Genomic DNA, 23,476 nt, shown 5'->3' on the forward strand with positions numbered 1-23,476 from the left:
GTTATTGTAGTACTACGGTTTGAAGATACCGTGTTTTATGGCATAGATGACAAGCCCAGTTCTGTTCTTTAGATTAAGCTTAGAGAAAACACTATCCCTGTATCCTTGTACCGTTTTTGGGCTAAGGAACATTTTGTCTGCAATCTCATTATAAGTCATCTCAGTACATGCGTGTTTTATAAACTCGATCTCTCGCTCCTTTAGTGTCAATGCATTTTCTTCAGTTAGGCTTTTGACAAGAATTTGAGCAACCGTATTGGTGTGATAAAAACCTTGGCTCACTAATTCTTTTAATGCACTTTCTAAAACAGATTTTTCTGTATCCTTAAGTAAGTATCCTCTAGCTCCTGCACGGAGCATTTTTAAAATAGTGCGTTCTTCTTCTTCTACAGAGAGGGCAAGTACTTTGATATCAGGATATCGTTCTTTAAGGTGTGCAGTGGTTTCTATGCCATCCATAATGGGCATGTTTACATCCATAAGAACAATATCAGGACGTTTGTTTTCAAAAACAAGCTGGTCAATAAGCTCTTGTCCGTTTTTACAGGTATATAACACCTCAAAATCCTGAAAAGAATTAACAAGACCACTGATGGCTTGAGAAAGAAGTGTATGGTCATCTACTACTACAAGTTTATTCATGGTGTATGTTTTTTGGTGTATATATAAGATGCAACTGTGTGCCTTTGTCTTCTTCAGAGGTGACTTTTATATCTGCGCCTATCAGTTTTGCTCTTGATTCCATGTTTGAAAGTCCTATGCCTTTTTTTGCTTTCGCGAAAGCAAAATTAAAACCTATCCCATTATCTTCTGCTTTGATATCTATAGTGTTGTCTGTGTATGTAATACGTACATCTAGATGCGTTGCTTTGGAGTGTTTAATCGTATTTGTAAAAAACTCTTGAAACACTCTAAAGATAATGGTCCCTATTTTTTTGTCTACTGCAACAGGAATTCCAATAACTTTTAGGCTAGGAGTAAGGTATTCCATGCGTTTAAAACGATCTAGTTCTAGCTCGATAGCCTCTGTTAGCGTCATATTTTTAAGCGCCTCAGGATTGATAAGCTTAGATAAAGCACGGATCTCTCTGAGTCCTTTCCCTATAGTGTTTGCCGCTTCGTCTAGTTGCTCTTGGTCTCCTCCAGAATTTTGAGTCTGGATTTTGGCAAGCGTTAATAATTGCCCAATATTATCGTGCAATTCCCAACTTATATTACGTAATGTTTCTTCCCGTATTTCTATTTGTGACTCTGCAATCTCTCGTTCAAAACGTTTTTGAGAGGTTTGTTGCTCTAGGAGAAGTTCATTCTTGCGTCGTATGAATACTGAAAATAAAACTCCGACCACAATTAATAATAATAATAATATAGTAATACCTATTAATATTAGGATTACTGTATTATTTCCTTGTGCCTGCGTCATAAGTCATGAATGTAATAAAGCAATTTACTAGTTTTAAATTCTTTAAGCTAGGGTGAATGCTTCTTTTTATAATTAAAACACAATCATTAAGTAATTGATTTAGTAAATATGAAAATTTAGTTTTTATAAGTTTTTCCAGAAATTATAAATCCAAAAATAAAAATACTATTTTGAATTATAATAAATGCTTTTTTTAGTACTATTAGGTTGTTTATTACATCATTATGAAAATATGTGTAATTATTTAATATAATATATACAGGTAAATAACCAATCCAAAAAATAAGATTTCCCATTAAAAACCAAACTGTTAAATCTTTTTGAATAGGGGTTGTGTCTTTACTTTGAAGACGCTCAATGGCATAATACATGATCCCTAAAAGAGATACAAGGCCTCCTGTAAAATAAGATAGTGGTAAATAATTTGAAATGAAATTTTTAAAAAATATGATTTCAATGAACAATGTTAGAAGGTAAAATGTAAATAAAATATCAACAACTTTTCTTCTTACTTTTTTTTGAATGTTTTTCTTTAAAATATAATAAATTAATGTGAAAAGTAAAATTTGACGAATATTATATAAATAGTCAGTTTCTTTCAATATTCCGTCAAGATAATATCCTATTGTAAGATCGTTTATTATGGCATACCATAAATAAAAGCAAATAAACTTTAGAGAGCTATGCCTGTATTTGTAATAGAAGATAGATGAAGCTATAGCTGCAAGTATCTGAATTATGTCTATAATATATAACAACATCTATCTTCTACATATATGTGTTATTAATAATCACCATCTTCATTGTTTATTGGCGGAGGTCTTCTATGACCATCATTACCAACAAGACTCGTTACATCATCATCATTTTTATTTTGAATTTTTTGTTTCTTTTGACCTTTACTTCCTCTAATGTTACTGTAATCTACAAGTTCTCCTACAGGAATAGCTACTGGATTTCCATTTTGATTATATATTGCAAAAGCAACTTCATTTCCTGATTTTAATTGCATTGTCGGGTTGAAAAATACTGTTTCTGCTCTTGGATGTTTCTCATTTTTGTTTTTAGAATATTGACCTAGATACACACGTAAGCCTTTAATATCTGTATGGGCAGCTTGAGCTTCTTGTTCTACATACTTCATGTATTGTTTCATCATCTCAAAATCAAATGTGATCGATGTTGTTGCAAGATATTCTTCTTCTCCGTCTGATGAATTACTGTTTTCGTATTCTTCAATTAAAGGGATTCTATTCTCTTTATAGTTGTAAAATAATTGAGCACCTCTTTGTATGGGAATAATCATTTCTGGAGCATCTACAACAACTGTAGGAGGTCCATCATTGTCGTCATTCTCATTATTGCTGTGATCACCTTTACACTCTACTAGTAATATAATCATAGTGAGTGGGATGATGTACTTGAAAAATTTCATGATTTTTTGGTTTATCGGTTATAGTGAATTTCTTGTAAGGTACAATGATACGGGGAGTATTGACAAGAAAAAAGGGGCTTTTGCCCCTTTTTAAATTCTTATATGCCCGATATTCTAAACTCGTATAATGTATTAGAACTTCGTAATGAGTATTTATACAGCAATAAAATATCACGTTTTCTGAGTTTTAGCATAGCATCGCTATGGTTAAACTTAAAAATGTAACGTAGTGGTATATTTTGCAGTTGCTTTAAGGTGCAATAGATTTTCTAATACATTATGCGGGTTAAAACTCAGCTTGTCCAGGGAATCTAGGATAAGGGATTACATCTCGTATGTTTGTCATCCCTGAAGCAAATAATACTAAACGTTCAAACCCGAGTCCAAAACCACTATGAATACAGGTTCCAAACTTACGGGTATCTAAATACCACCATAATTCTTCTTCTGGTATATCTAAAGCAGCCATCTTTTCTTTAAGGACATCTAGACGCTCTTCTCTTTGCGAGCCTCCTACAATCTCTCCAATACCAGGGAATAAAATATCCATTGCACGTACTGTTTTTCCATCTTCATTTAAGCGCATATAAAATGCCTTAATATCTGCTGGATAATCAAAAAGAATCACTGGACATTCAAAATGCTTCTCTACAAGATAACGCTCATGCTCACTCTGTAAATCTGCTCCCCATTCATCAATAAGGTATTTGAATTTCTTTTTCTTGTTTGGTTTACTATTACGAAGTATTGCTATCGCTTCGGTATAGCTTACACGTTTAAAATTGTTGTCTACTACAAATTTAAGCTTATCGCGTAATGGCATTGCTGCACGTTCTGCTTGCGGTTTTTTACTATCTTCTTCTATAAGACGCTTTTCTAAGAATGCTAAATCATCTTGACAGTGCTCTAAGACATATCCCAGAACAGATTTAATAAAATCTTCTGCAAGATCCATATTTGCATCTAGATCATAAAAAGCAACCTCTGGTTCAATCATCCAGAACTCGGCCAGGTGACGTGAAGTATTACTATTTTCTGCTCTAAAAGTAGGGCCAAAAGTGTATACTTTTCCTAAGCCTAATGCGTACGTTTCTGCCTCTAACTGTCCAGAGACAGTTAAGTTGGTTTCCTTTCCAAAAAAATCTTGACTATAATCTATAGTCCCATCTTCTTTCTTTGGAGGATTTTCAGGATCTAGTGCGCTTACGCGAAACATTTCTCCGGCACCTTCTGCATCACTACCTGTAATGATAGGAGTATGTGCTTGATAAAAACCCTGATCATTAAAATACTGATGTACTGCAAAAGAGAGTTTAGAACGCAATCGCATAATCGCGCCAAATGTATTGGTACGTACACGTAAATGTGCTTGTTCTCTTAATGTTTCAAGTGAGTGACGTTTTGGAGAAAGAATCGTACGTTTTACTTCTTCTGGATCTGCATCTCCTGCAACTTCTAGATCGCTTATTTTAAGTTCAACACGTTGTCCTGCTCCTTGACTTTCCTCCAGTGTTCCTTTTATGATAAGTGCAGCACCCGTTGAAATCCTTTTTAATAAAGCAGGATCGGTATTTTCAAAATCTAAAACACATTGTATATTATTAATAGTAGAGCCGTCATTTATAACGATAAACCGATTCCCTCTAAAAGATCGTACCCAACCTTTTACTATAAATTCTTGATGTATTGCTGTACTGACCAAAAGGTCTACAATAGATATGTGTTTCATTTTTTTTGTTTTATACAGAAGCGCAAAGATAATTTTTGTTTTTAAATATCAAGGTTCATTTTTAAGGAAATGATAAGGAATGCTTCTTGGTTTTTTTATTCCGATAAAGCGGGGATCTCATTCTCTTTTTAAGGGTGTAAGGCAAATCTCTTTTTTCATTATTACTATTTTAGAGTAGTTACATAAAAAATGAAGTCTAATTCATAAATCAGGTATTGCCGGTAATCTTATACGCTTTCGCGAAAGCGTATACATCTTCATTTTTTAATAAAGGGGAATTTGTCGTACTTCTCTTTTTAATAGAGTAAAAAAAGAAAATAGATGTTGTGTAAAACGAAATTGAATCCGATCAGTTAGGTTATTCAGGAAGTTCTTTTTCTTCAGGATCTGTCTCTGAAGTAATAATTTGTAATGCGGGTTCTTTTAGTACTTTCTTATTGGCAATATTGCGCTCTAATGATAAAAGTAGAGAAGGAAGTAAAAGTAAATTTGCTAACATCGCAAATAGTAATGTAGCGCTCACAAGACCTCCCAAGGCAACAGTGCCTCCAAAACTACTAATCATAAAGACAGAAAATCCAAAGAATAATACAATAGATGTGTAGAACATACTAACACCTGTCTCTCTTAAAGAGGCATATACAGATTTTTTAATACGCCATTTACTAGCTCTTAATTCTTGCCTGTATTTTGCAAGAAAGTGTATCGTGTCATCTACAGAAATTCCAAACGCAATACTAAAGACTAAAATGGTAGACGGTTTTATGGGAATGCCTATAAAGCCCATCATACCCGCAGTAACAAGAAGTGGTAAAAGATTTGGAATAAGAGATACAAGAATCATTTTAAATGACCTGAACATCCAAGCCATAAATAATGCTATAAGTAAGATTGCCAAAGACAAGCTTATAACAAGATTATTTACAAGGTAATTTGTTCCCTTCTGAAAAACCAACGCTTTCCCAGTAAGGGTCACTTCATATCGGTCTTTTGGAAATAATGTTTTTATTTTGGCACGTAAATTATCTTCAGCACGCTCCATTTTATCCGTACCTATATCTTTCATAAATGTAGTGATACGAGCATATTGCCCAGTACTATCTACATAAGCTCCCATAAGATTTGTTTGATCAGAAAAAGTACTTGTATATGGAAGTATAAAGTTACGTTCGTTATTACTTGGAAGCTGATAATACTTAGGAGAGCCATTATAATAGGCTTGCTTTGCATACTTCACAAGATTTACGATAGAGATGGGTTTTGATAATTCAGGCTGTTCTTCAATAACCTGACTAAGCTCTTCCATACGTTTTAAAGTAGCGAGCTTCATAACCCCTTTATTACGTTTTGTATCTATCAGAATTTCTAGAGGCATAATACCATCAAACTCTTGTTCAAAAAATTTGATATCCTCAAAGAAAGCTGTTTTCTTAGGCATGTCTTCAATCAGACTTCCAGAAACACGAATCTGATTAATACCAATCATACTGGCGGTAAGTAAAAGAACACTTACTATGTATATAGCAATACGATGGTTGCGTACCATGCGTTCCATCCAGTTTACAAAACCTTCAATCCAGTTCTTTCCTAAATGTTTTAGATGCTTTTCCTTAGGAGGGGGCATATAGCTATACATAATAGGAATGATGAGTAATGATAAAAGAAATATCCCAATAATGTTGATACTCGCGACAACGCCAAATTCTTTAAGAAGCGAACTCTCAGTTAGTATAAAAGTAGCAAATCCAGATGCCGTTGTTATATTGGTCATCAGTGTGGCATTTCCTACTTTGGTAATAACACGCTGAAGCGCTTTTATTTTATTACCATGAGTTTTGTACTCATGCTGGTATTTATTGATAAGAAAGATACAGTTTGGAACTCCTATAACAATAATAAGAGGCGGGATGAGCGCTGTAAGAACAGTGATTTCATATTTAAGTAATCCTAAAAATCCAAAAGCCCACATAACTCCTACGATTACGGTAATCATAGAAATAAAAGTAGCTCTGTAAGATCTAAAAAAGAAAAAGAAAAGTAGGGAAGTGACTAGTAAAGCGCCACCTACAAACCAACCTATTTCATCGATGATATTTTGAGAATTAAGCGTTCTGATATATGGCATGCCACTCGTGCGTACATCAATTCCTGAAGTGATTTTGAATTCCTCAATAAGAGGAATAAGATCGTTAACTATAAAATCTCTTCGTGCTGGTGTGTTTACAATCGTTTTATCTAAGTAAATGGCAGACCGTACAGTCCCTGTTTGTTTATTATAAATTAAATTTTCATAAAATGGTAGATTATTAAAAAGCTGTTTTCTATAATCAGATGCTTGTTTTGTAGAAGTGACACTATCTGGTATAAATGACTTTAGGTCAAATCTAGCAGGGTTTTCCTGTTTGTCAAGTAGTTTTAAATCTTTAAGGGAAATAGATAAAGTGACTTCTGAGTATTGATCTATTTTTTCAGAAAGACTATTCCATGCATTTAATACCCTAGGAGTAAATAAACTATCATTTTTGATCCCTAAAACAATAAGGTTTCCTTCTTCTCCAAACTTATCGAGAAATTTATTGTATTCTAGGTTTACTTCGTGATCATCTGGGAGAAGATTTGCTTCTGTATAGGTAAATCGCATATGCTCCCATTGCTTTCCTAAATATACAGTTGTCCCTAAAATAAGTATAAGTATAAGGAGTCTATTGCGCAGGATAATACCAGCAACGCTCTCCCAAAATCCTGAACTTAAAAACTTAGCCATTCCCTTTATTTACGAGAACAAAGGTATTCTTTTATTAAGGAAAATCCGAGACGTTTACACGACTTTTCTACAGTTGTAAATTGAAGGTAAATTTAAAAGCAATATTATCTGCAAAATTGGGTAAATGATAAGCGCCATAACGATAAGTTAGACTCGTTCCAAAACCAAAAATTAATTTGTTGATTTCAAAACCAGACTCCGTATATCCTTCTTTTAAAGAGCCAAATTCTATATCCAAATGATCTTGAGGATTACTTATGTCTCCGATGGCAAAACGAGTGATAAGAACCATTTCTGGTTTAAAACGTTTGCTTATGTTAAAAGGAGCAAGCCTGTGTTTGAGTTGAGCAGTAAGCAATCTGTCAGAAAAGAACTCACTAAAAAACATGGTTTCAAAACTATTTACCCCAGCAACAGAAAAACGTTGAAGTACCGTTTCTTTTGTAGGAGCATTAGGGTATGCTTGGAATAGGTGAGTAATAGGTAAGTCTCCAAATCCAATATTCCCTTCTACTAATAATTCTGTAGCCGATTTGTTAAGTCTATCTAATCTATAAAAAACCTTAGAGCCTATTTTAGTAAAATTAAAGTCTCCTCCTAACCCGTCAATACTTTGAGAAACTTGTGCTGTCACTTTAGGATATCCATCAGATACCTCAGTGATTCCTGCTTTAGATTTCATAAACTTACTACCAGGACTCCAGCGTATACCAGCAGTAGCTTCTGTAATGTTATAATTGCGTATTTCTTCTCCGTTTTTTATATAGCGATACGGTGTCGTTTGATCAATGCGTCTATGTGCAACCTGAAGTTCTGAGAGTAGCTTTGGAGCAATGCGATATTCAAGATTTGCTCGGGTAGTACGATGTTTGTAAAATAGGTTAATGTTTACTAGGCGTGGTTCAAAAAGTGAATATACACGTCTATCTGTAAGATATGCGTAGTTTCCTACTTCTTCTAGATCACTATTATATGTGAGACTTATCCAAGCATCTTTTTTAGGGTTTAAAAGAAAACCACCTCCAGCTCCATATTTTATCTCTTTATCTTTAAAACCATAAGCTCCATATCCTTCTATTCGAAAACGTTTTGAAAAGCTTTCATTTGTAACACCTCCAAGCCCTAAACGTAATCCTTCAAAATTATTAAATTTCACAGGGTACGTAAGATCAAAATCAAAGAAGTTCACACTATAATACCCAACGCTAAAATTATTAATAGTTCCTAATCGACGTTCTATGTTTTCGGCATTTATGATTCTTTCTATTTCAGAAAAACTGCGTTTGTCTTTTTTAGAAAGATCTTCTAGGCGATATTCTTGCCAAAAATCAGGAGATTGTTCCGTAGCATTTGGTTGTACAGAAATGGCATAGGGTTGACTTTTTTCTTCTTTCGCTTTAAGCGAAAAATTACTATTACGCGTCGTAGAAATGAGATACTTTTTTGTAATCATCCTTTCTAGATCTTCTTCTTGAATGGTTCCTATGGAAATACGTCCTCCAAAAAAAGAAAGACGTCTGTCGCTACGGCCTTTGTCAATAAAAAGTTCTCTGTTTTCTGGTAAATAAATGCCAGATTTTGCGTTATATATATAGGATTGGCTTAGCTTTATTTTTAGCGCATCATCAAGACTTACTTGCACACTCTTGATGGCAAGTTTTTCTTTGTCTAATGTCATAAAACCAGATAGACCAGGTATTGCTTTTGGTCTTTTTGGAGTAAAAGATATGAGTATTTCGTTATCTGCTTCTGATGGGAGAATTGTATAAATGTAATTTCTAAAACCTCGTCGAGATAAGATGCCTGCATATCTTGTATTAAATATAACAAAGTCTTCATCATAAAAAGACCTTGATTGAAGATTTACGGCAAGGACTTCGTAACGTGTTTTTGTAAAACCTGCAAGTTGAAAACCAATAACATCTTCTATAAATCCTTGAGAAGAAACATAACTAGTGTTACTTACTTTTTCTGATAAATAACTATGTGTGCTGGTGTCTAAGCTATCTGTAATGATTGTTTTTTCATAGCTTGTATACGTGTAGTTTGAGAGAACGGTTCGAGGATCATTTTTCTCTCTTAGGGAAATGGCTTTCTGTATAACTTCATCTACGGTTTTGGTAGAATCGGTTTGACCAAAAGAAATTGTTTGTATGCATAATAAAACAAAAAGTATTCTATACATAAATGATGTTTGATATATTCAAATGTATTAAAAAAGCGACCTCTATCGGTCGCTTTTTGTATATGTTTAACGCTCGTTTTTACTAAACGGTCATAATCTCTTTTTCTTTTGCTACAAGTGTATTTTCTACACTTTTAATATAGGTGTCTGTGAGGCTTTGCACATCAATCTCGGCATTTTTAATTAAATCTTCAGATACATCGTCTAGTTTCTTAAGATCATTATTAGCTCCTTTTCTGTCATTGCGTACCCCTATTCTAGCATCTTCTGCTTCAGCTCGAGCTTGTTTTACAAGGTCTTTACGTCTTTCTTCTGTAAGAGGTGGGACATTGATAATAATACTTTCACCGTTATTCATAGGATTAAATCCTAAATTAGAATTCATAATAGCACGTTCTATGTCGGAAATAATACTTTTTTCCCAAGGTTGAACAGTAATTGTTCTTCCGTCAGGAGTATTTACATTTGCTACTTGAGAAAGTGGGGTAGGACTACCATAATAATCTACCATAACACTTTGTAACATGGCAGGACTTGCTTTTCCAGCACGTATTGTGTTTAATCTTTTTTGAAGATGTGAGATAGCACCTTCCATGGCTTCTTTAGTACTATCTAATATAAATTGAATTTCTTCATTCATAATAAAATATGTTTTAAATGTAATTTAACAAAAATTACGCCAGATAATAATTTATAGATTTACTGTGGTACCTATTTGCTCTCCAGTAACTACTTTTAATAAGTTGCCTGACTTGTTCATATCAAAAACAATAATAGGGAGTTCGTTTTCTTGACTTAAGGTAAATGCAGTAGTATCCATCACTTTTAATCCTTTGCGTAATACATCATCAAAAGAGATATGATCATACTTTATAGCATCACTATTTTTTTCAGGATCAGAATTGTAAATTCCATCAACTCTAGTTCCTTTTAGGATAACATCTGCTTCTATTTCTATAGCACGGAGAACAGCGGCAGAGTCTGTAGTGAAGTATGGGTTTCCTGTACCTCCTCCAAAAATAACAACACGTCCTTTTTCTAAATGACGCATCGCTTTTCTTCTTATAAAAGGTTCTGCAACTTCATTTATTTTTATGGCTGTTTGTAATCGAGTAGGGATGTCGGCATCTTCTAGAGCATCTTGTAGTGCTAATCCATTTATAACAGTTGCTAGCATACCCATATGATCACTTTGTACACGATCCATTCCTTTGCTTGCCCCAGCAACTCCTCTAAATATATTTCCGCCACCTATAACAATAGCGACTTGTACTCCTGTACTGGTAACTGTTTTAATATCTGCTGCATATTCAGCAAGGCGTTTGGGGTCAATACCATATTGACGATCGCCCATTAAGGCTTCGCCAGATAACTTAAGTAATATTCTTTTGTATGTCATAGATTAAAAAAGATTACGCAAATATAGTGCTTATACTACTTTTTTAAAGAAATCTTTTATACAAGATTATGATCAAAATAATAGTTTGTTAAGAATACGAAAAAGTGAGTGTCTTAAAATTAATAGGTAAAACATTCGTTTATGTGTAAACTATTATAAACTCTTACCTTTGTAAAAGAGCAAGTTTGTTATATTTATATAATAATACATATAGTGTTATTTACACGTATGTTATTTTGCCAAAATATTTATTAAAATCAAAAATGCGTAATTCAATTATGAACAATTTATTTAAAATAACCTGTTTACTAGCCCTTTCTTTTTTTGTTAGTTGTGGAAGTGATGATGGAGGTCCAACTACTACTGGTGGAGGCGGAGATGATGGTGGCCTTCCTGTGCCTACAGCAACATATGACCTTGGGTTTACAACAAACTTTACAGAAGAAAATAACCCTCAGGATTATCCTGCAGGTGCTACCTTTGGAACCATAGTGGCAATAGTTCATGCGCCAGAAGTATCGGTGTTTTCTATTGGACAAGCTGCATCTGATGGAATGGCTTTATATGCTGAGTCTGGAGATGTAGAAGGGCTTGCTGCCTTTATAAGTACTTCTTTGGGAGAAGATGGAGATGGACAGTTTAGTATCTCAACAGCTGGAGTAATAGGTGCTCAAGCAACAACAACAACTTCGGTTACTGTGACACCAACTCGAACTAGAATTACATTTTTAGCAAGATTAAACCCAAGTCCTGACTGGTTTGTAGGAGTGAGTTCTTTTAATGTAGTAGATGCAACAGGAGTAGGGTTAATACAAATGGGGCAAGTAGAATTACAACCTCTAGATGCAGGTGTTATTTTAGGATCTACTTATGAAGCAAATGATGGTGCAGAAAATGCAGCTATTACGTTGTATGACGAAGCTCCTTTTGGAGATGGAAGTCCACTTTCTGAAGCGATAGGAAGCCTAACATTGGAAAGAACAAACTAGTAGTTTTATAAAATTACTTTATATAAAAAAACGCCCTTTTCAAAAGGGCGTTTTTTTTATGCGTATTAATATGTTTTGAATTACTTTATAGAAACTCTTTCAAATCCAGTAACACTTACATCACCTTTACTGGCAACATAGTCAGCAACAGTTATGCTTTCATCCATAATAAAACGTTGGTCAAGAAGACACTGTTCGTGATCAAGAGTCGTATTATCAGAGATAAAACGCTCTAATTTTCCAGGAACAATTTTATCCCAAATTTTCTCAGGCTTTCCTTCTGATGCCAATTGTGCTTTGATATCATCTTCTGCTTTTGCAAGAACTTCAGGAGTTAATTGCGACATAGAGATATACTCAGGTACATTTTTAAGTGTTTTTCCTAAACGACCTAATTCAATATTATCTTTTTCAATAACTGCGATTCTAGCTTCTGTTTCAGAGGCAACAAATGCAGCATCAAAATCTTTATAAGATAATGTAGTAGCTCCCATAGAAGCGACCTGCATAGATACAGATTTTGCTACTTCAGCAGCACCATCTATAGCAGATGATAAGCCTACAAGAGCACCTATTTTATTTCCGTGTACATAAGAACCTACAAAAGGAGCTTCTAATGTTTTGAAACCACCGATCTCAATTTTCTCACCGATAACACCAGTTTGCTCAATAAGTTTTTCTGCAACAGTCATTCCTTCAAAGTCTGCAGCAAGAAATTCTTCTTTAGAGTTTGTTCCTAAAGCGATGTCTGCCATTTGGCGTGCCATAGCAATATAAGAATCATTTTTTGCAACAAAATCAGTTTCACAGTTAAGTGATATAACGATACCTCTAGTATTGTCATCATTGATTTTTGCAATAACAGCTCCTTCACTTGAGTCTCTGTCTGCTCTTTTATCAGCAATTTTTTGTCCTTTCTTACGAAGGATAGCGATTGCTTTGTCAAAATCACCCTCAGCTTCTACTAATGCATTTTTACAATCCATCATACCAGCTCCGGTAGATTTTCTAAGCTTGTTTACTTCTGCGGCTGTAATTTTTGCCATTTCTTTTATGTATTTAAAATTAAAAAGTCGTTCAGTATGTTTTCTACAAAGAAAGGAACTAAACGACTTTTTTATATTATGAAAATGTTATTTACTCTTCTTCTTCGCTTGCAGCAGCTTCTACTTTTGCTGGTTCAGCTTTTTCTACAGGTGCAACAGGAGCAGCTTTTTCTGCTGGTGCAGGAGTGGCTTTTTCTACTGGTGCAGGAGCAGCTTTTGCTTTAGGCGCATCTTTTGCTTTAGGTGCAGCAGGTGCATCTTTTCCTTCAGCTTGTGCATCTTTCCCAGCTTTACGCTCAGCAAGACCTTCAATTATAGCGTCAGAAACAAATCCTACAATCTTATCGATAGATTTTGAAGCATCATCATTTGATGGGATAAGATAATCAACTTGACGTGGGTCAGAGTTGGTATCTACCATCGCAAATATTGGAATATTTAATTTTTGTGCTTCTTTAATCGCAATATGCTCACGCTTAATATCTACAACAAATAATGCACCTGGAAGACGTGTCATATCTGCAATAGAACCTAAGTTTTTGTCAAGCTTCTCACGAAGACGATTCATTTGTAATTTTTCTTTCTTAGAAAGTGTATCAAAACGACCATCAGCTTTCATACGGTCGATGGTTTGCATCTTTTTAACCGCTTTTCTGATAGTTACAAAGTTGGTAAGCATTCCACCAGGCCATCTTTCTGTGATGTAAGGCATGTTTGCTTTTGCAGCTTTGTCTGCTACGATATCTTTTGCTTGTTTTTTGGTAGCTACGAAGAGTATTTTTCTACCTGATGCTGCGATTTTTCTAAGAGCGTCTGAAGACTCTTCAATTTTTGCAGCAGTTTTGTATAAGTTAATGATGTGAATACCATTACGTTCCATATAAATATATGGAGCCATATTTGGATCCCATCTTCTTGTGAGGTGACCAAAATGTACACCTGCATCAAGTAATTCTTTAACTTCTATGTTGTTTGCCATTTTTGTAATAGTTTACGTTCCGTTGGACTTAAATTAGCAACTTCGTACTCGACGAGGTTTAGATGCTAAACTAACCTTGATTCTTTTTACGCTTTCGCGAAAGCGAACCAAGCCACGACAACATTGAAATACTGAACTTGTTTCAGTATCTGATTATTATTAATTTCAAAATTTCAATTTGTAGAGAGAGATGCTGAAACAAGTTCAGCATATTTGCTCTGCAAATATTAACGCTTAGAGAACTGGAATTTCTTACGAGCTTTCTTCTGTCCGAATTTCTTACGCTCAACCATTCTTGGATCTCTTGTCAATAAACCTTCTGGTTTAAGGATGCTACGGTTCTCTGCATCTAGTTCACACATTGCTCTAGAAAGAGCAAGGCGTATTGCTTCTGCTTGACCGGTAATACCACCTCCGTATACGTTTACTTTAATATCAAAGTTACCGTCATTCTCTGTTAAGACTAATGGTTGGTTTACTTTGTATTGTAACGTAGCGGTAGGGAAGTATGTAGCCATGTCTTTTTTGTTTACGGTAATATTCCCTTTTCCTTCAGAGAGATATACACGTGCTACAGCGGTCTTACGACGACCGATTTTGTGAATTACTTCCATTACTTAATTTCGTTAAGATTAATTGTTCTAGGCTTTTGTGCCTCTTGTCCATGCTCTGTTCCAGAGTACACTTTCAAATTGCGAAATAAAGCACTACCTAATTTGTTTTTAGGTAACATACCTTTTACTGCATTCTCAATGATGCGAGTAGGGTCTTTATCGAAGAGTTCTGTTGCTGTAAGGCTACGTTGACCACCAGGATAACCTGTGTGACGGATATATGATTTGTCCGTCCATTTACTACCTGTTAAGTTGATCTTCTCTGCATTGATAACAACTACGTTATCTCCACAATCAACATGAGGTGTAAAGTTAGTTTTGTACTTACCGCGTAAAAACTTAGCTACGATAGATGACATACGCCCTAGCGTTTGTCCGTCAGCGTCTATCAAAACCCACTCCTTGTTTACGGTAGCTTTGTTTGCAGATACTGTTTTGTAACTTAATGTGTCCACACTAATTATTTTTAATTAAACATTCCAATATTCCCGCGTGAAAACGGGTCTGCAAAAGTACAATTAATTATTGATTACACAAACAGCGATGTTGTAATATTTTATAGTCATTCTATGCCTCTAAAAATAGGTCTAATATATAGGACAAAAATAATGGCGATGATTGCTGTTTTTAATCCCACAACTTTACGGAGATATGCTGCAATTTATTTTAAGTAATTTTGTTTGATAAGTGATAAAATATTCAAAATGAGTAAACTATTGTTAAGTATTTTAATATGTCTTCTATTTGTAAGTTGTAATTCTGACGATACTGATAATTCACCACTTTCTGGGCAGACATTTGTAATTACATCTTATGTTATAGAAACCGATGTCGACCTGAATGGCGATGGTGTATTTTCTAATGATTTAATCCTTGAAAATTTTATATCTGAAGGTATATATTTTGACACCTTTAATGATTGTCTTGAGGCTGGGCAACTTTATTTTGAAGAAGAGGGAATTGCTTGCCCTTTTGCATCTATGCCAATATTTATAGTTGAAGATACTGCTCTAGGAGAACCAGAGCAAATTGCTATATGTGCGTTATTTTTATGTGACGGTTTTTCGGATTATTCAATTAATGATGATACCATTGAATTCTCTTTTGAAGATGAAATATTTAAGCAAGGAGTATTTTTGAATAATACCATAACAATTACTTTTTCTCAAGATGAATTAGAAACTTTTGAATTGTTAAATAATGAAGGGACTATACTTTCTTATAATGGATCTCTCACCGTTACATATACATTACAGTAAATAAATCATTAATGATAGGTTGAGATTGCTTTTTTGACCTCGCTAGAATAGTTAAAAAAGTTAAGATATTCATAAAATTATTCATAGAGTGTCACATCACTTATAACTTATAAGTCTGTTAGGGGACAACTCAATCATCAATTTCATGCAATCAATCAATCAACGAATCGTTTTTCTTATTCTTATTTTATGTGTTTCCGCTTTCGCGAAAGCGTACTCACAAACAGACACTACAAAAACTACGACGGTAGTACCTAAACGTGTCTATACTACAAATGCCTATACAGGTGAAGCACCTACTATAGATGGTATCATTAATGAATCTGCATGGGATGCCGTAGAATGGGCCGGAGATTTTATAGAAAATGAACCCGATGAAAATACAGCTCCAGCACAAGCAACCAAATTTAAAATCACCTACGATCAAAAAAACTTATATGTAGCTTGGCGAGCTTATGATACTGAGACCGATAAGATAGTACGTAGGATGGGACGTAGAGATGATTTCCCAGGAGATTGGGTAGAGATAAATATAGATAGTTATAATGACGACAGATCTGGTTTTTCATTTACTATTTCTGTATCGGGTGTAAAAGGAGATGAATTTATCTCTAATAATGGAAATTTTGATAGTAGTTGGAATCCGATATGGTATGCAGCCACTCAAGTAGATGAAGAAGGATGGACTGCTGAGGCTAGAATTCCTTTGAGCCAACTCAAATTTGGAAAAGCCGAAGAGCAAGTTTGGGGATTACAAGTGACGAGATTGTTTTTTAGAAATCAAGAACGTGATGTATGGCAACGAGTTCCTCAAGATGCCAATGGATGGGTGAGTAATTTTGGAGAATTACGAGGGCTTAAAAATATAGAACCACAAAAACAGCTAGAGATTCAACCATTTTTAGTAGGGCAATATGATACGTTTGAAGCAGAGCCAGGTAACCCTTTTAGGGATGGTGATGACTTTAGATTAAACGGGGGTATAGATGCAAAGATTGGAATTACAAATGATCTTACTTTGGATCTTACTGTAAATCCAGATTTTGGACAAGTAGATGCAGATCCAGGAGCAATTGCATTAGATGGATTTGAAATTTTCTTCCAAGAACGAAGGCCTTTCTTTGTAGAAAATGCAAATATCTTTCAGTTAGGGCTTAATGGAAGTCAAGATAACTTGTTTTTTTCTAGACGTATCGGACGAAGTCCACAAGGATTCTCTACAGCGCAAAGCAGTAAAGGAGAATTTGAAGATGAACCTATAAATTCTACCATACTTGGAGCTGCAAAATTTAGTGGTAAAACAAAAGATGGATGGTCTATAGGGGCTTTGCAAAGTGTGACTGCAAATGAATTCTCAGATATAGAAGTTGATACTCGTGAGGCAATACGAGATGAACTAGAAGCTACAGGTGATTTAGGAGAAAACCGAAGAGAACTTGTCGAGCCACTTACGAGTTATAGTGTGGTACGTGTGCAAAAAGATCTTAATAACCGGAACTCTTTTGTGGGAGGTCTTGTTACATATACAGATCGTACATTAGACAAAAACTTGTCGTTCCTCCATGATAATGCATTAACGGGAGGGATCGATGCGCAACATACTTGGCAGAATAGAAATTACTTTATAGATGGTAAATTCTTATTCAGTAATGTAAATGGATCAGAAGGATCTATTACTAGAACACAGCAATCCATCCGTCATTTATTTAATAGAGTAGATGCAAGTCATGTAAATGTAGACACTACAAAAACGTCTCTTACTGGAACCGGTGGACGTATTGCTATAGGAAAAGATGGAGGTGGTAATTGGAGATACGGAAATAGTGTCGCTTGGAGATCTCCAGAGCTTGAGTTAAATGATATTGGATTCTTACGACAAGCAGATGAAATACGCCAGAGCGCTTGGTTGAGACGATTATTTTTAAAACCTACAAGCTGGTATCGTCGTGCTCAAGTTAATTTTAATCAGTTTACAACCTTTGACTTTGATGGTAATTATAACCGTATTCAATATGAAATACAAGGAGAAATTAACTGGAAAAACAATTGGTTTACAGAAGGAGGCTTTGGTCATAAGCCACGTATTTTTATCAATACCTTTTTAAGAGGAGGTCCTCGTTGGCGTTTTTCTGATGAAAATTTTGCATTCTTATTTGCAGGAACAGATAGGCGTAAAAAATTCTCAGCAGTATTAGGATATGTACATTCTCAAGCAAGGGAAAACAATTTTGAATTTAGACGATATGTGGTGCGTTTTAATTGGCAACCGTTGGATGCATTGAGTCTTAATCTAGAAACTGAGTATGAGAAAAACCCTAATAAGACACAATATGTATCTCAACAAGGATATGCTCCAGCTCAATTTGGAAGACGATATATTACAGGGGAAATAAATCAAGAAACATTAAGCACAACATTACGTGTAAATTATAATATTAACCCTAACCTTACGATACAATATTATGCACAACCTTTTATTGCAAAGGGGACATATTCTAATTTTAATTATGTCGCAAATAGTGAGGCAGAGCGCTTAGGGGATCGTGTGACATTATTTTCAAATAACCAGATTGGTTTTCAGGATGGATCTTATGTTGTAGATGAGGATGAAGATGGTACAACAGATTACTCTTTTAGAGATCCAGATTTTAATTTTGTACAGTTTAGATCAAATTTAGTGATGCGTTGGGAGTATATTCCAGGGTCTGAGTTGTTCTTAGTATGGTCGCAAGGAATAGAAGGTAATAGTAGCTCTGATGCTAGTCTTTTTGATGCAGCAGATCAACAAATTCTTGGGCAACAAATTAGAAATACATTCCTAGTAAAATGGACATATCGATTTGTATTATAATTATGTTAAATCGGTATGAAGTAACCTATACACTTCCTTCAGGGTTTTTGCAGAGGTGTTAGAAGGTGATATTGATACTGCTCAATTAATCGAGGATGTTACATTTAGATACGAGCGTATTTAAGATATAGATACACATCAATCAATACAAAAGCCCGAGAAATAGATATTTCTCGGGCTTTTGTGTTTTATATATACGCTTTCGCGAAAGCGGACTCTTAATGACTATCTCCTTCTTTCTTTGCTTTTAATAAATTCTTTTGGTAGCGCCCTTGTACGATATCTACAATGACTAATACGATAATGACAAAGTAGAAGGTGGTTTTACTCATAGGTGTTACATGATTTCCAAAGAGCTCTAACTTGGCGATATGACCGCCTTCAGAGAGTAACATTACACCTACGATCAATAAGATAAACAGCCCGAGTACTTCGTACATTCTATTTTTTTGCAGGAAATTAGAAACCTTATCTGCCATGACTATCATTAAAACCCCACCAGCTATAATGGCTATAGACATCAGGATTACTTGTGCTTTAAAGCTTTCCATGTCACTGGTTAAAGCCATAGCACTTAAGATAGAATCAAAAGAAAATACAAGGTTCATGATAACAATCCAAAAGATAATTTTTCCAACCGATGCTCTTTTTTGTTCTGTAGCTTCATGCTCTTTCATAAGCATCATATGCCAGATTTCTTTGACAGCAGTATAAATAATAAATACACCTCCACCCAGAACAATCAGGCTATGTACATTGAATTCAAAACCTATAATGCCATTTCCATGTAGTGATACAAAAGGATCTTGGAAATATTGAATCACAGACATCAATATAAAAAGCAATACAATACGTAATACGATCGCAAGTCCTACACCAAGTTTACGTACATAACTTTGCTTTTCTGCGGGTGCTTTTTTGGACTCTAATGAGATATATAATAAGTTGTCAAATCCTAAAACGACTTGCAGCAGGATAAGCATTAATAGGGTAAATAAACTGTCTAGGGTAAGTAATCCTTCCATGAATTGTGATGGTTTGTTAAAATCAAAGGTAACTATTATATCAAATATCTTTAAGTGTTTGAAAATAATATGAAGCAAATAAACTTTTTTTAACCAAGGTGAAAGAAATATTGGTAATTCAATTAGTTATTAAGAAGGTTCAGGATACTTTGTAATATAGATTACTTATAACCATTGTTGAGCGTGTTGGATTAAATGTATATTGTTTTTAATCCCTGTTTTCTTATGAATATTTTTTCTATGAGTATCGATAGTAAATTTGCTAAGTTTTAATTCATTAGCAATTTGAAGACTACTTCGACCTTTGACAATGAGTTGTAGTATTTGGCGTTCACGTTTGGTTAGAGTAATTTCTTCTACATGTTCGTTGTTTTTTTTATATTTTTTATAAGTATCTAAGAATGATTTTTCAAAATAAAGCTCTCCTTTTGAAACAGTATGAATAGCTTCTATCAATGTCTTCTTATTTGTTTTTTTTGGGACATAACCTTTAACTCCTGCATCATACATCTCAAACATATCGGCATTCTGGTCAAACATGCTCAATATGATTACTGGGATATGTGGATAACTGGAATGAAGTAATTTTACTAAAGTAATACCGTCAATTATTGGCATTCTAATATCCGATAAGATGACATCAGGTTCTAATCCTGATTCTAAAAGTTTTAATGCTTCCAAACCATTATTAGACATACCAATAACATCTATCCCAATTTCTTTAATAAAAATAGAAGTTAAGCCATCTAGAAATAGATCGTGATCGTCTACAATAATTATTTTGACACTCATATTGGAACATTAACAATAACAGTTGTGCCGTTACCTGGAATAGAATCTATAGAAAGTGATCCGTTTATTTTACGGATACGTCGTTCAATATTAGATAAACCTATTCCTTCTTTTTTGCTATTTTTATCAAAACCAAGACCATCATCTTCATATACAAAATTAAGTTGATTATTATCTTCAGAAAATTGAATTATAGCTTGTTTGGCTTTTGCATGCTTTATGGTATTTGATAATAATTCTTGGATAATTCTAAATAATTGTAATTCCTTAGAAGTAGATATTTGATAATTAAAATCAATATTAACAACTTTAATATCTAATTTTTTAGACCCATTAATTCTGTTTGCCATAAGTTTTACAGCTGGTATTAATCCTTTATCTATTTGTGTGCTGGATTGTTTTTCGTGAGCTATATTTCGTACTTCATCATAAGTCTCATCCAATAATATACTGATTTTTTTTAAAATTTCTGAATCATTTGCTTTCACTTCATCCATATATAATTTAATAGTAGAGAGTTTACTACCTAAATTGTCGTGTAAATCTTCTGATATACGTTGTCGTTCCTTTTCTTGTCCTTCTAACATAGCATCAAGTCCAATAAGTTCCTGATCTTTTAGAAGTCTATCTGCTTTCTGGATTTCTAAGATTTGTTGTTGCTCTGCAATCGTTTGTTTTCTTTTTGAATTTTTTAATAACAAATAACCGATAATCATTGTTAAACATAATAAACTTATAGTGCCTATTAATAAGTTACGGTTTTGCCTACGCTGAATATTCATTTCCAAATTGACATTTTGTAGGCTTAAAATTTCTTTTTCCTTTTTCCCTGTTTCGTATTTTGTTTGGATTTCGACAAATTCTTTTTGATTTACAGTGTTTAGAATACTATCATTCAGAATTCGTGCTTTTTCTGAAAAAACTAAAGCTTTATTAATGTTTCCTATACCTGTATAACTATCTTTTAGATTATTATACACAGATACAAGTTGTTTGCCTTGAACTTTTTGAGAAGCTTTTGTAAAATATAGAATGGCTTTTTTATAATTTTTGTTTTGTAATTCTATGTACCCTAGGTTGCTCTGAGTAAATTCTATGCCCGATTGAAGATTTAATTCATTCTTTAGAGTAATCGTTTTTTCTAAATAACCTTTGGCTTTATCTAAATTCTTGTTTAAATAAATGTCTCCAAGATTATTATATATGATAGATAATGAGCGTTTGTTATTGAGTTTTAATGCTAGTTTTTCTGCTTTCTCATTATATGATATTGCTGTAAGTGTATCTCCGCTTTTATAATATTGGGCTGCAAGATTGGGTAAAGTGATTAGTTCAAACTGGACTTGATTTAAATCACGAAAAATATCTATGGCTTTTTCACTGTATTCAATGGACTTTGGAAAAATTTCCTGTTCGGCAAATGCACTGGCAATATTACTATAACATTTTGCTGCATTCAGACTGTCTTTTGATTTTTCAAAAAAGGAAGCACTCTCTGTTAAAATTTTAATTGTAGCATTGTAATTCCCTTGTCTAAGTTGAATAGCTCCTAAACTTATATTAATAATCGCTACTCGCCTTTCATCTTTAAGTATTTCTAGTATTGAAATTGCTTTTTTAAAATGGAAAGAGGCTGAATCTAATTTTGATCCAAAAAAATTGAATCGACCTAATTGATTATTCGTTTCAGCAGATAGAGAATCGTTTTTTGTAAAAGTAAGTGCTTGCAAAGCAAACTGTTTGCCTTTGCTTAAATCTATACGTTCATAAAGCTTTGCGAGTGATAGATTAGTTATAGCGCGATTTTCCTCAGAGATATCGGTTTTTAGAACCTGAAGTAAGCTGTCAATTTTTTGATTTTGTGTTAGACCTGTCTTACCAAAAAGGATGAACATGAATACTAAGAAAATCATTTTTTTTGAAATCATTTTTTATCAGTTTCACTATTAAAGATACATAATAGATTACTTGTCAATATTCTTATACTGTAAAACTATTATATAACACTACCAATAAAATACCTACCATTAGGTATTTTATTCAGAAATACAACTTCTAGTTTTGAGATAATCTAAAAAAAGGAAAACATTATGAAAACTTGGATAGCTATTATTTCGTTTTTTATACTATTACAAACAGATTCTTGTAGTAGTGACGATAGTTCAGATGATGGAGGCTTTATAAATGAAAATTTTGTTGAATTTCTTGGTGTGCGTAGTGATGCCAATGGAGGTTGTAATATTGAAACGACCACTGGGAATTTTAGTTGTACATACGCTGGAGCATTTACTTCTGGAGGTTTAAATTATGCAATAGCTGTAACTCATGAGGGTTTATGTAGAACAGCAAGTTTTAACTTGAGAGATAATTTGGACCAACCTAGTAATGCTGTCTTTATTCTCCAAGCCACAAGTGATGGAGTTGCTGTAGAAACATATTTCGGAAATACAGGTACGATCAATGTTACAGATTCTGGAACGGTCACCAGTCTTCGTTTTAACGGGACAGTTATTAATACGGCAACAGGTGATGAAGAAACTATAGAAGGTTTTGTAGAATGTATACTTTAGATATAATAAACGATGGTAAATACTTTAAAAAAAAACAACACGTATTGTAACCTCTTTATTTTACGATGATGGGAAAAGTAAAAAGTCTTCGACAAATTTAGACTGACATCTTGTATAAAAATAGAGTACACTCTAAATTAGAGCAATACTCTATTTTTTGAAATGATTATAATACCGCTTTCGCGAAAGCATAAACGACTCCGTCATCTCGACATTAGGAGAGATCACACATGTAGCTCTGTTTTATCTCAGAATACTGTGATGTGATTTCTCGTCGCTCGTACTTCGCTCTGTCGAAATGACTAAAATAGTTTCAGTATACATTTTCGCGAAAGCGGAAACTGTTTAATACAACTACAAGGAGTCTATAATCTATACTCTATGATCTTTGTTCTCTTCTCTATAATCTCTTTTCT

General features: G+C 34.0%; 20 protein-coding genes. 4 read left to right on the forward strand and 16 right to left on the reverse strand.

Translation table 11 applies throughout. The features are described from left to right. Positions 1–12 precede the first annotated feature (12 nt). The 9 genes from ABJD27_RS06975 to pyrH form a co-directional block, all read right to left on the reverse strand. Entirely contained in the window at positions 13–642 is a 630-nt protein-coding gene (locus ABJD27_RS06975; RefSeq protein ID WP_348162345.1) for a response regulator transcription factor, read from the reverse strand. Continuing rightward, positions 635–1,423: an ATP-binding protein gene (locus tag ABJD27_RS06980; protein ID WP_348162343.1), complete on the reverse strand. Its 789-nt coding sequence runs from the start codon at positions 1,421–1,423 to the stop codon at positions 635–637. The genes ABJD27_RS06975 and ABJD27_RS06980 overlap by 8 nt, the downstream gene beginning before the upstream one ends. Before the next feature lie 116 nt (positions 1,424–1,539). Next, complete coding sequence (locus ABJD27_RS06985) at positions 1,540–2,025, reverse strand: hypothetical protein (protein ID WP_348162341.1); 486 nt, start codon at positions 2,023–2,025, stop codon at positions 1,540–1,542. A gap of 182 nt (positions 2,026–2,207) precedes the next feature. Beyond that, entirely contained in the window at positions 2,208–2,858 is a 651-nt protein-coding gene (locus ABJD27_RS06990) for a hypothetical protein (RefSeq protein WP_348162339.1), read from the reverse strand. 286 nt (positions 2,859–3,144) lie between these two features. Next, positions 3,145–4,587, reverse strand: coding sequence for an asparagine--tRNA ligase (gene asnS / locus ABJD27_RS06995; protein ID WP_348162337.1), 1,443 nt, complete (start codon positions 4,585–4,587; stop codon positions 3,145–3,147). Between the two features lie 358 nt (positions 4,588–4,945). Then, on the reverse strand, positions 4,946–7,351 hold the full coding sequence (locus ABJD27_RS07000) for an efflux RND transporter permease subunit (RefSeq protein ID WP_348162335.1): 2,406 nt from the start codon (positions 7,349–7,351) through the stop codon (positions 4,946–4,948). Positions 7,352–7,418: 67 nt separating this feature from the next. Beyond that, the gene (locus ABJD27_RS07005) at positions 7,419–9,536 is read right to left on the reverse strand and encodes a DUF5686 family protein (protein ID WP_348162333.1); all 2,118 of its coding nucleotides are present in this window, start codon (positions 9,534–9,536) and stop codon (positions 7,419–7,421) included. An 82-nt stretch (positions 9,537–9,618) separates the two neighbouring features. Next, on the reverse strand, positions 9,619–10,176 hold the full coding sequence (frr, locus tag ABJD27_RS07010; RefSeq protein WP_348162331.1) for a ribosome recycling factor: 558 nt from the start codon (positions 10,174–10,176) through the stop codon (positions 9,619–9,621). 51 nt (positions 10,177–10,227) lie between these two features. Continuing rightward, positions 10,228–10,935 (reverse strand): UMP kinase, encoded by a 708-nt coding sequence (pyrH, locus tag ABJD27_RS07015; protein ID WP_348162329.1) that lies wholly within the window; start codon positions 10,933–10,935, stop codon positions 10,228–10,230. Positions 10,936–11,213: 278 nt separating this feature from the next. Here pyrH and ABJD27_RS07020 point away from each other — a divergent pair, with 278 nt between their 5' ends. Beyond that, the gene (locus ABJD27_RS07020) at positions 11,214–11,924 is read left to right on the forward strand and encodes a spondin domain-containing protein (RefSeq protein WP_348162327.1); all 711 of its coding nucleotides are present in this window, start codon (positions 11,214–11,216) and stop codon (positions 11,922–11,924) included. 80 nt (positions 11,925–12,004) lie between these two features. Here the strand turns inward: ABJD27_RS07020 and tsf are convergent, their stop codons facing one another. From tsf to rplM, 4 genes are all read right to left on the reverse strand, one after another. After that, positions 12,005–12,970: a translation elongation factor Ts gene (gene tsf, locus ABJD27_RS07025; protein ID WP_348162325.1), complete on the reverse strand. Its 966-nt coding sequence runs from the start codon at positions 12,968–12,970 to the stop codon at positions 12,005–12,007. A gap of 91 nt (positions 12,971–13,061) precedes the next feature. Next, a complete protein-coding gene (gene rpsB, locus ABJD27_RS07030) occupies positions 13,062–13,949 on the reverse strand; it encodes a 30S ribosomal protein S2 (protein ID WP_348162324.1) in 888 nt (295 codons plus the stop codon). 227 nt (positions 13,950–14,176) lie between these two features. Further along, entirely contained in the window at positions 14,177–14,563 is a 387-nt protein-coding gene (rpsI, locus tag ABJD27_RS07035) for a 30S ribosomal protein S9 (protein ID WP_348162322.1), read from the reverse strand. Further along, a complete protein-coding gene (gene rplM, locus ABJD27_RS07040; protein WP_348162320.1) occupies positions 14,563–15,018 on the reverse strand; it encodes a 50S ribosomal protein L13 in 456 nt (151 codons plus the stop codon). Before rplM ends, rpsI begins: the two co-directional genes overlap by 1 nt. A 249-nt stretch (positions 15,019–15,267) precedes the next feature. Between rplM and ABJD27_RS07045 the strand changes: the two genes are divergently transcribed. Together ABJD27_RS07045 and ABJD27_RS07050 are read left to right on the forward strand one after the other, a co-directional pair. After that, a complete protein-coding gene (locus ABJD27_RS07045) occupies positions 15,268–15,822 on the forward strand; it encodes a hypothetical protein (protein ID WP_348162318.1) in 555 nt (184 codons plus the stop codon). A gap of 145 nt (positions 15,823–15,967) precedes the next feature. Beyond that, complete coding sequence (locus ABJD27_RS07050; protein WP_348162316.1) at positions 15,968–18,673, forward strand: DUF5916 domain-containing protein; 2,706 nt, start codon at positions 15,968–15,970, stop codon at positions 18,671–18,673. 218 nt (positions 18,674–18,891) lie between these two features. Here ABJD27_RS07050 and ABJD27_RS07055 read toward each other — a convergent pair whose 3' ends face one another. From ABJD27_RS07055 to ABJD27_RS07065, 3 genes are all read right to left on the reverse strand, one after another. Beyond that, positions 18,892–19,698, reverse strand: coding sequence for a tellurium resistance protein TerC (locus tag ABJD27_RS07055; RefSeq protein WP_348162314.1), 807 nt, complete (start codon positions 19,696–19,698; stop codon positions 18,892–18,894). Positions 19,699–19,863: 165 nt separating this feature from the next. Further along, entirely contained in the window at positions 19,864–20,490 is a 627-nt protein-coding gene (locus tag ABJD27_RS07060) for a response regulator transcription factor (RefSeq protein WP_348162313.1), read from the reverse strand. Continuing rightward, positions 20,487–22,418, reverse strand: a complete 1,932-nt coding sequence (locus ABJD27_RS07065) for a tetratricopeptide repeat protein (protein WP_348162311.1) — start codon at positions 22,416–22,418, stop codon at positions 20,487–20,489. The genes ABJD27_RS07060 and ABJD27_RS07065 overlap by 4 nt, the downstream gene beginning before the upstream one ends. Before the next feature lie 162 nt (positions 22,419–22,580). Between ABJD27_RS07065 and ABJD27_RS07070 the strand changes: the two genes are divergently transcribed. Then, positions 22,581–23,060 (forward strand): hypothetical protein, encoded by a 480-nt coding sequence (locus ABJD27_RS07070; RefSeq protein WP_348162309.1) that lies wholly within the window; start codon positions 22,581–22,583, stop codon positions 23,058–23,060. The last annotated feature ends 416 nt before the right edge of the window (positions 23,061–23,476 follow it).

Origin of the sequence: Dokdonia sp., assembly GCF_039945015.1 — a bacterium.
GTDB lineage: Bacteria > Bacteroidota > Bacteroidia > Flavobacteriales > Flavobacteriaceae > Dokdonia.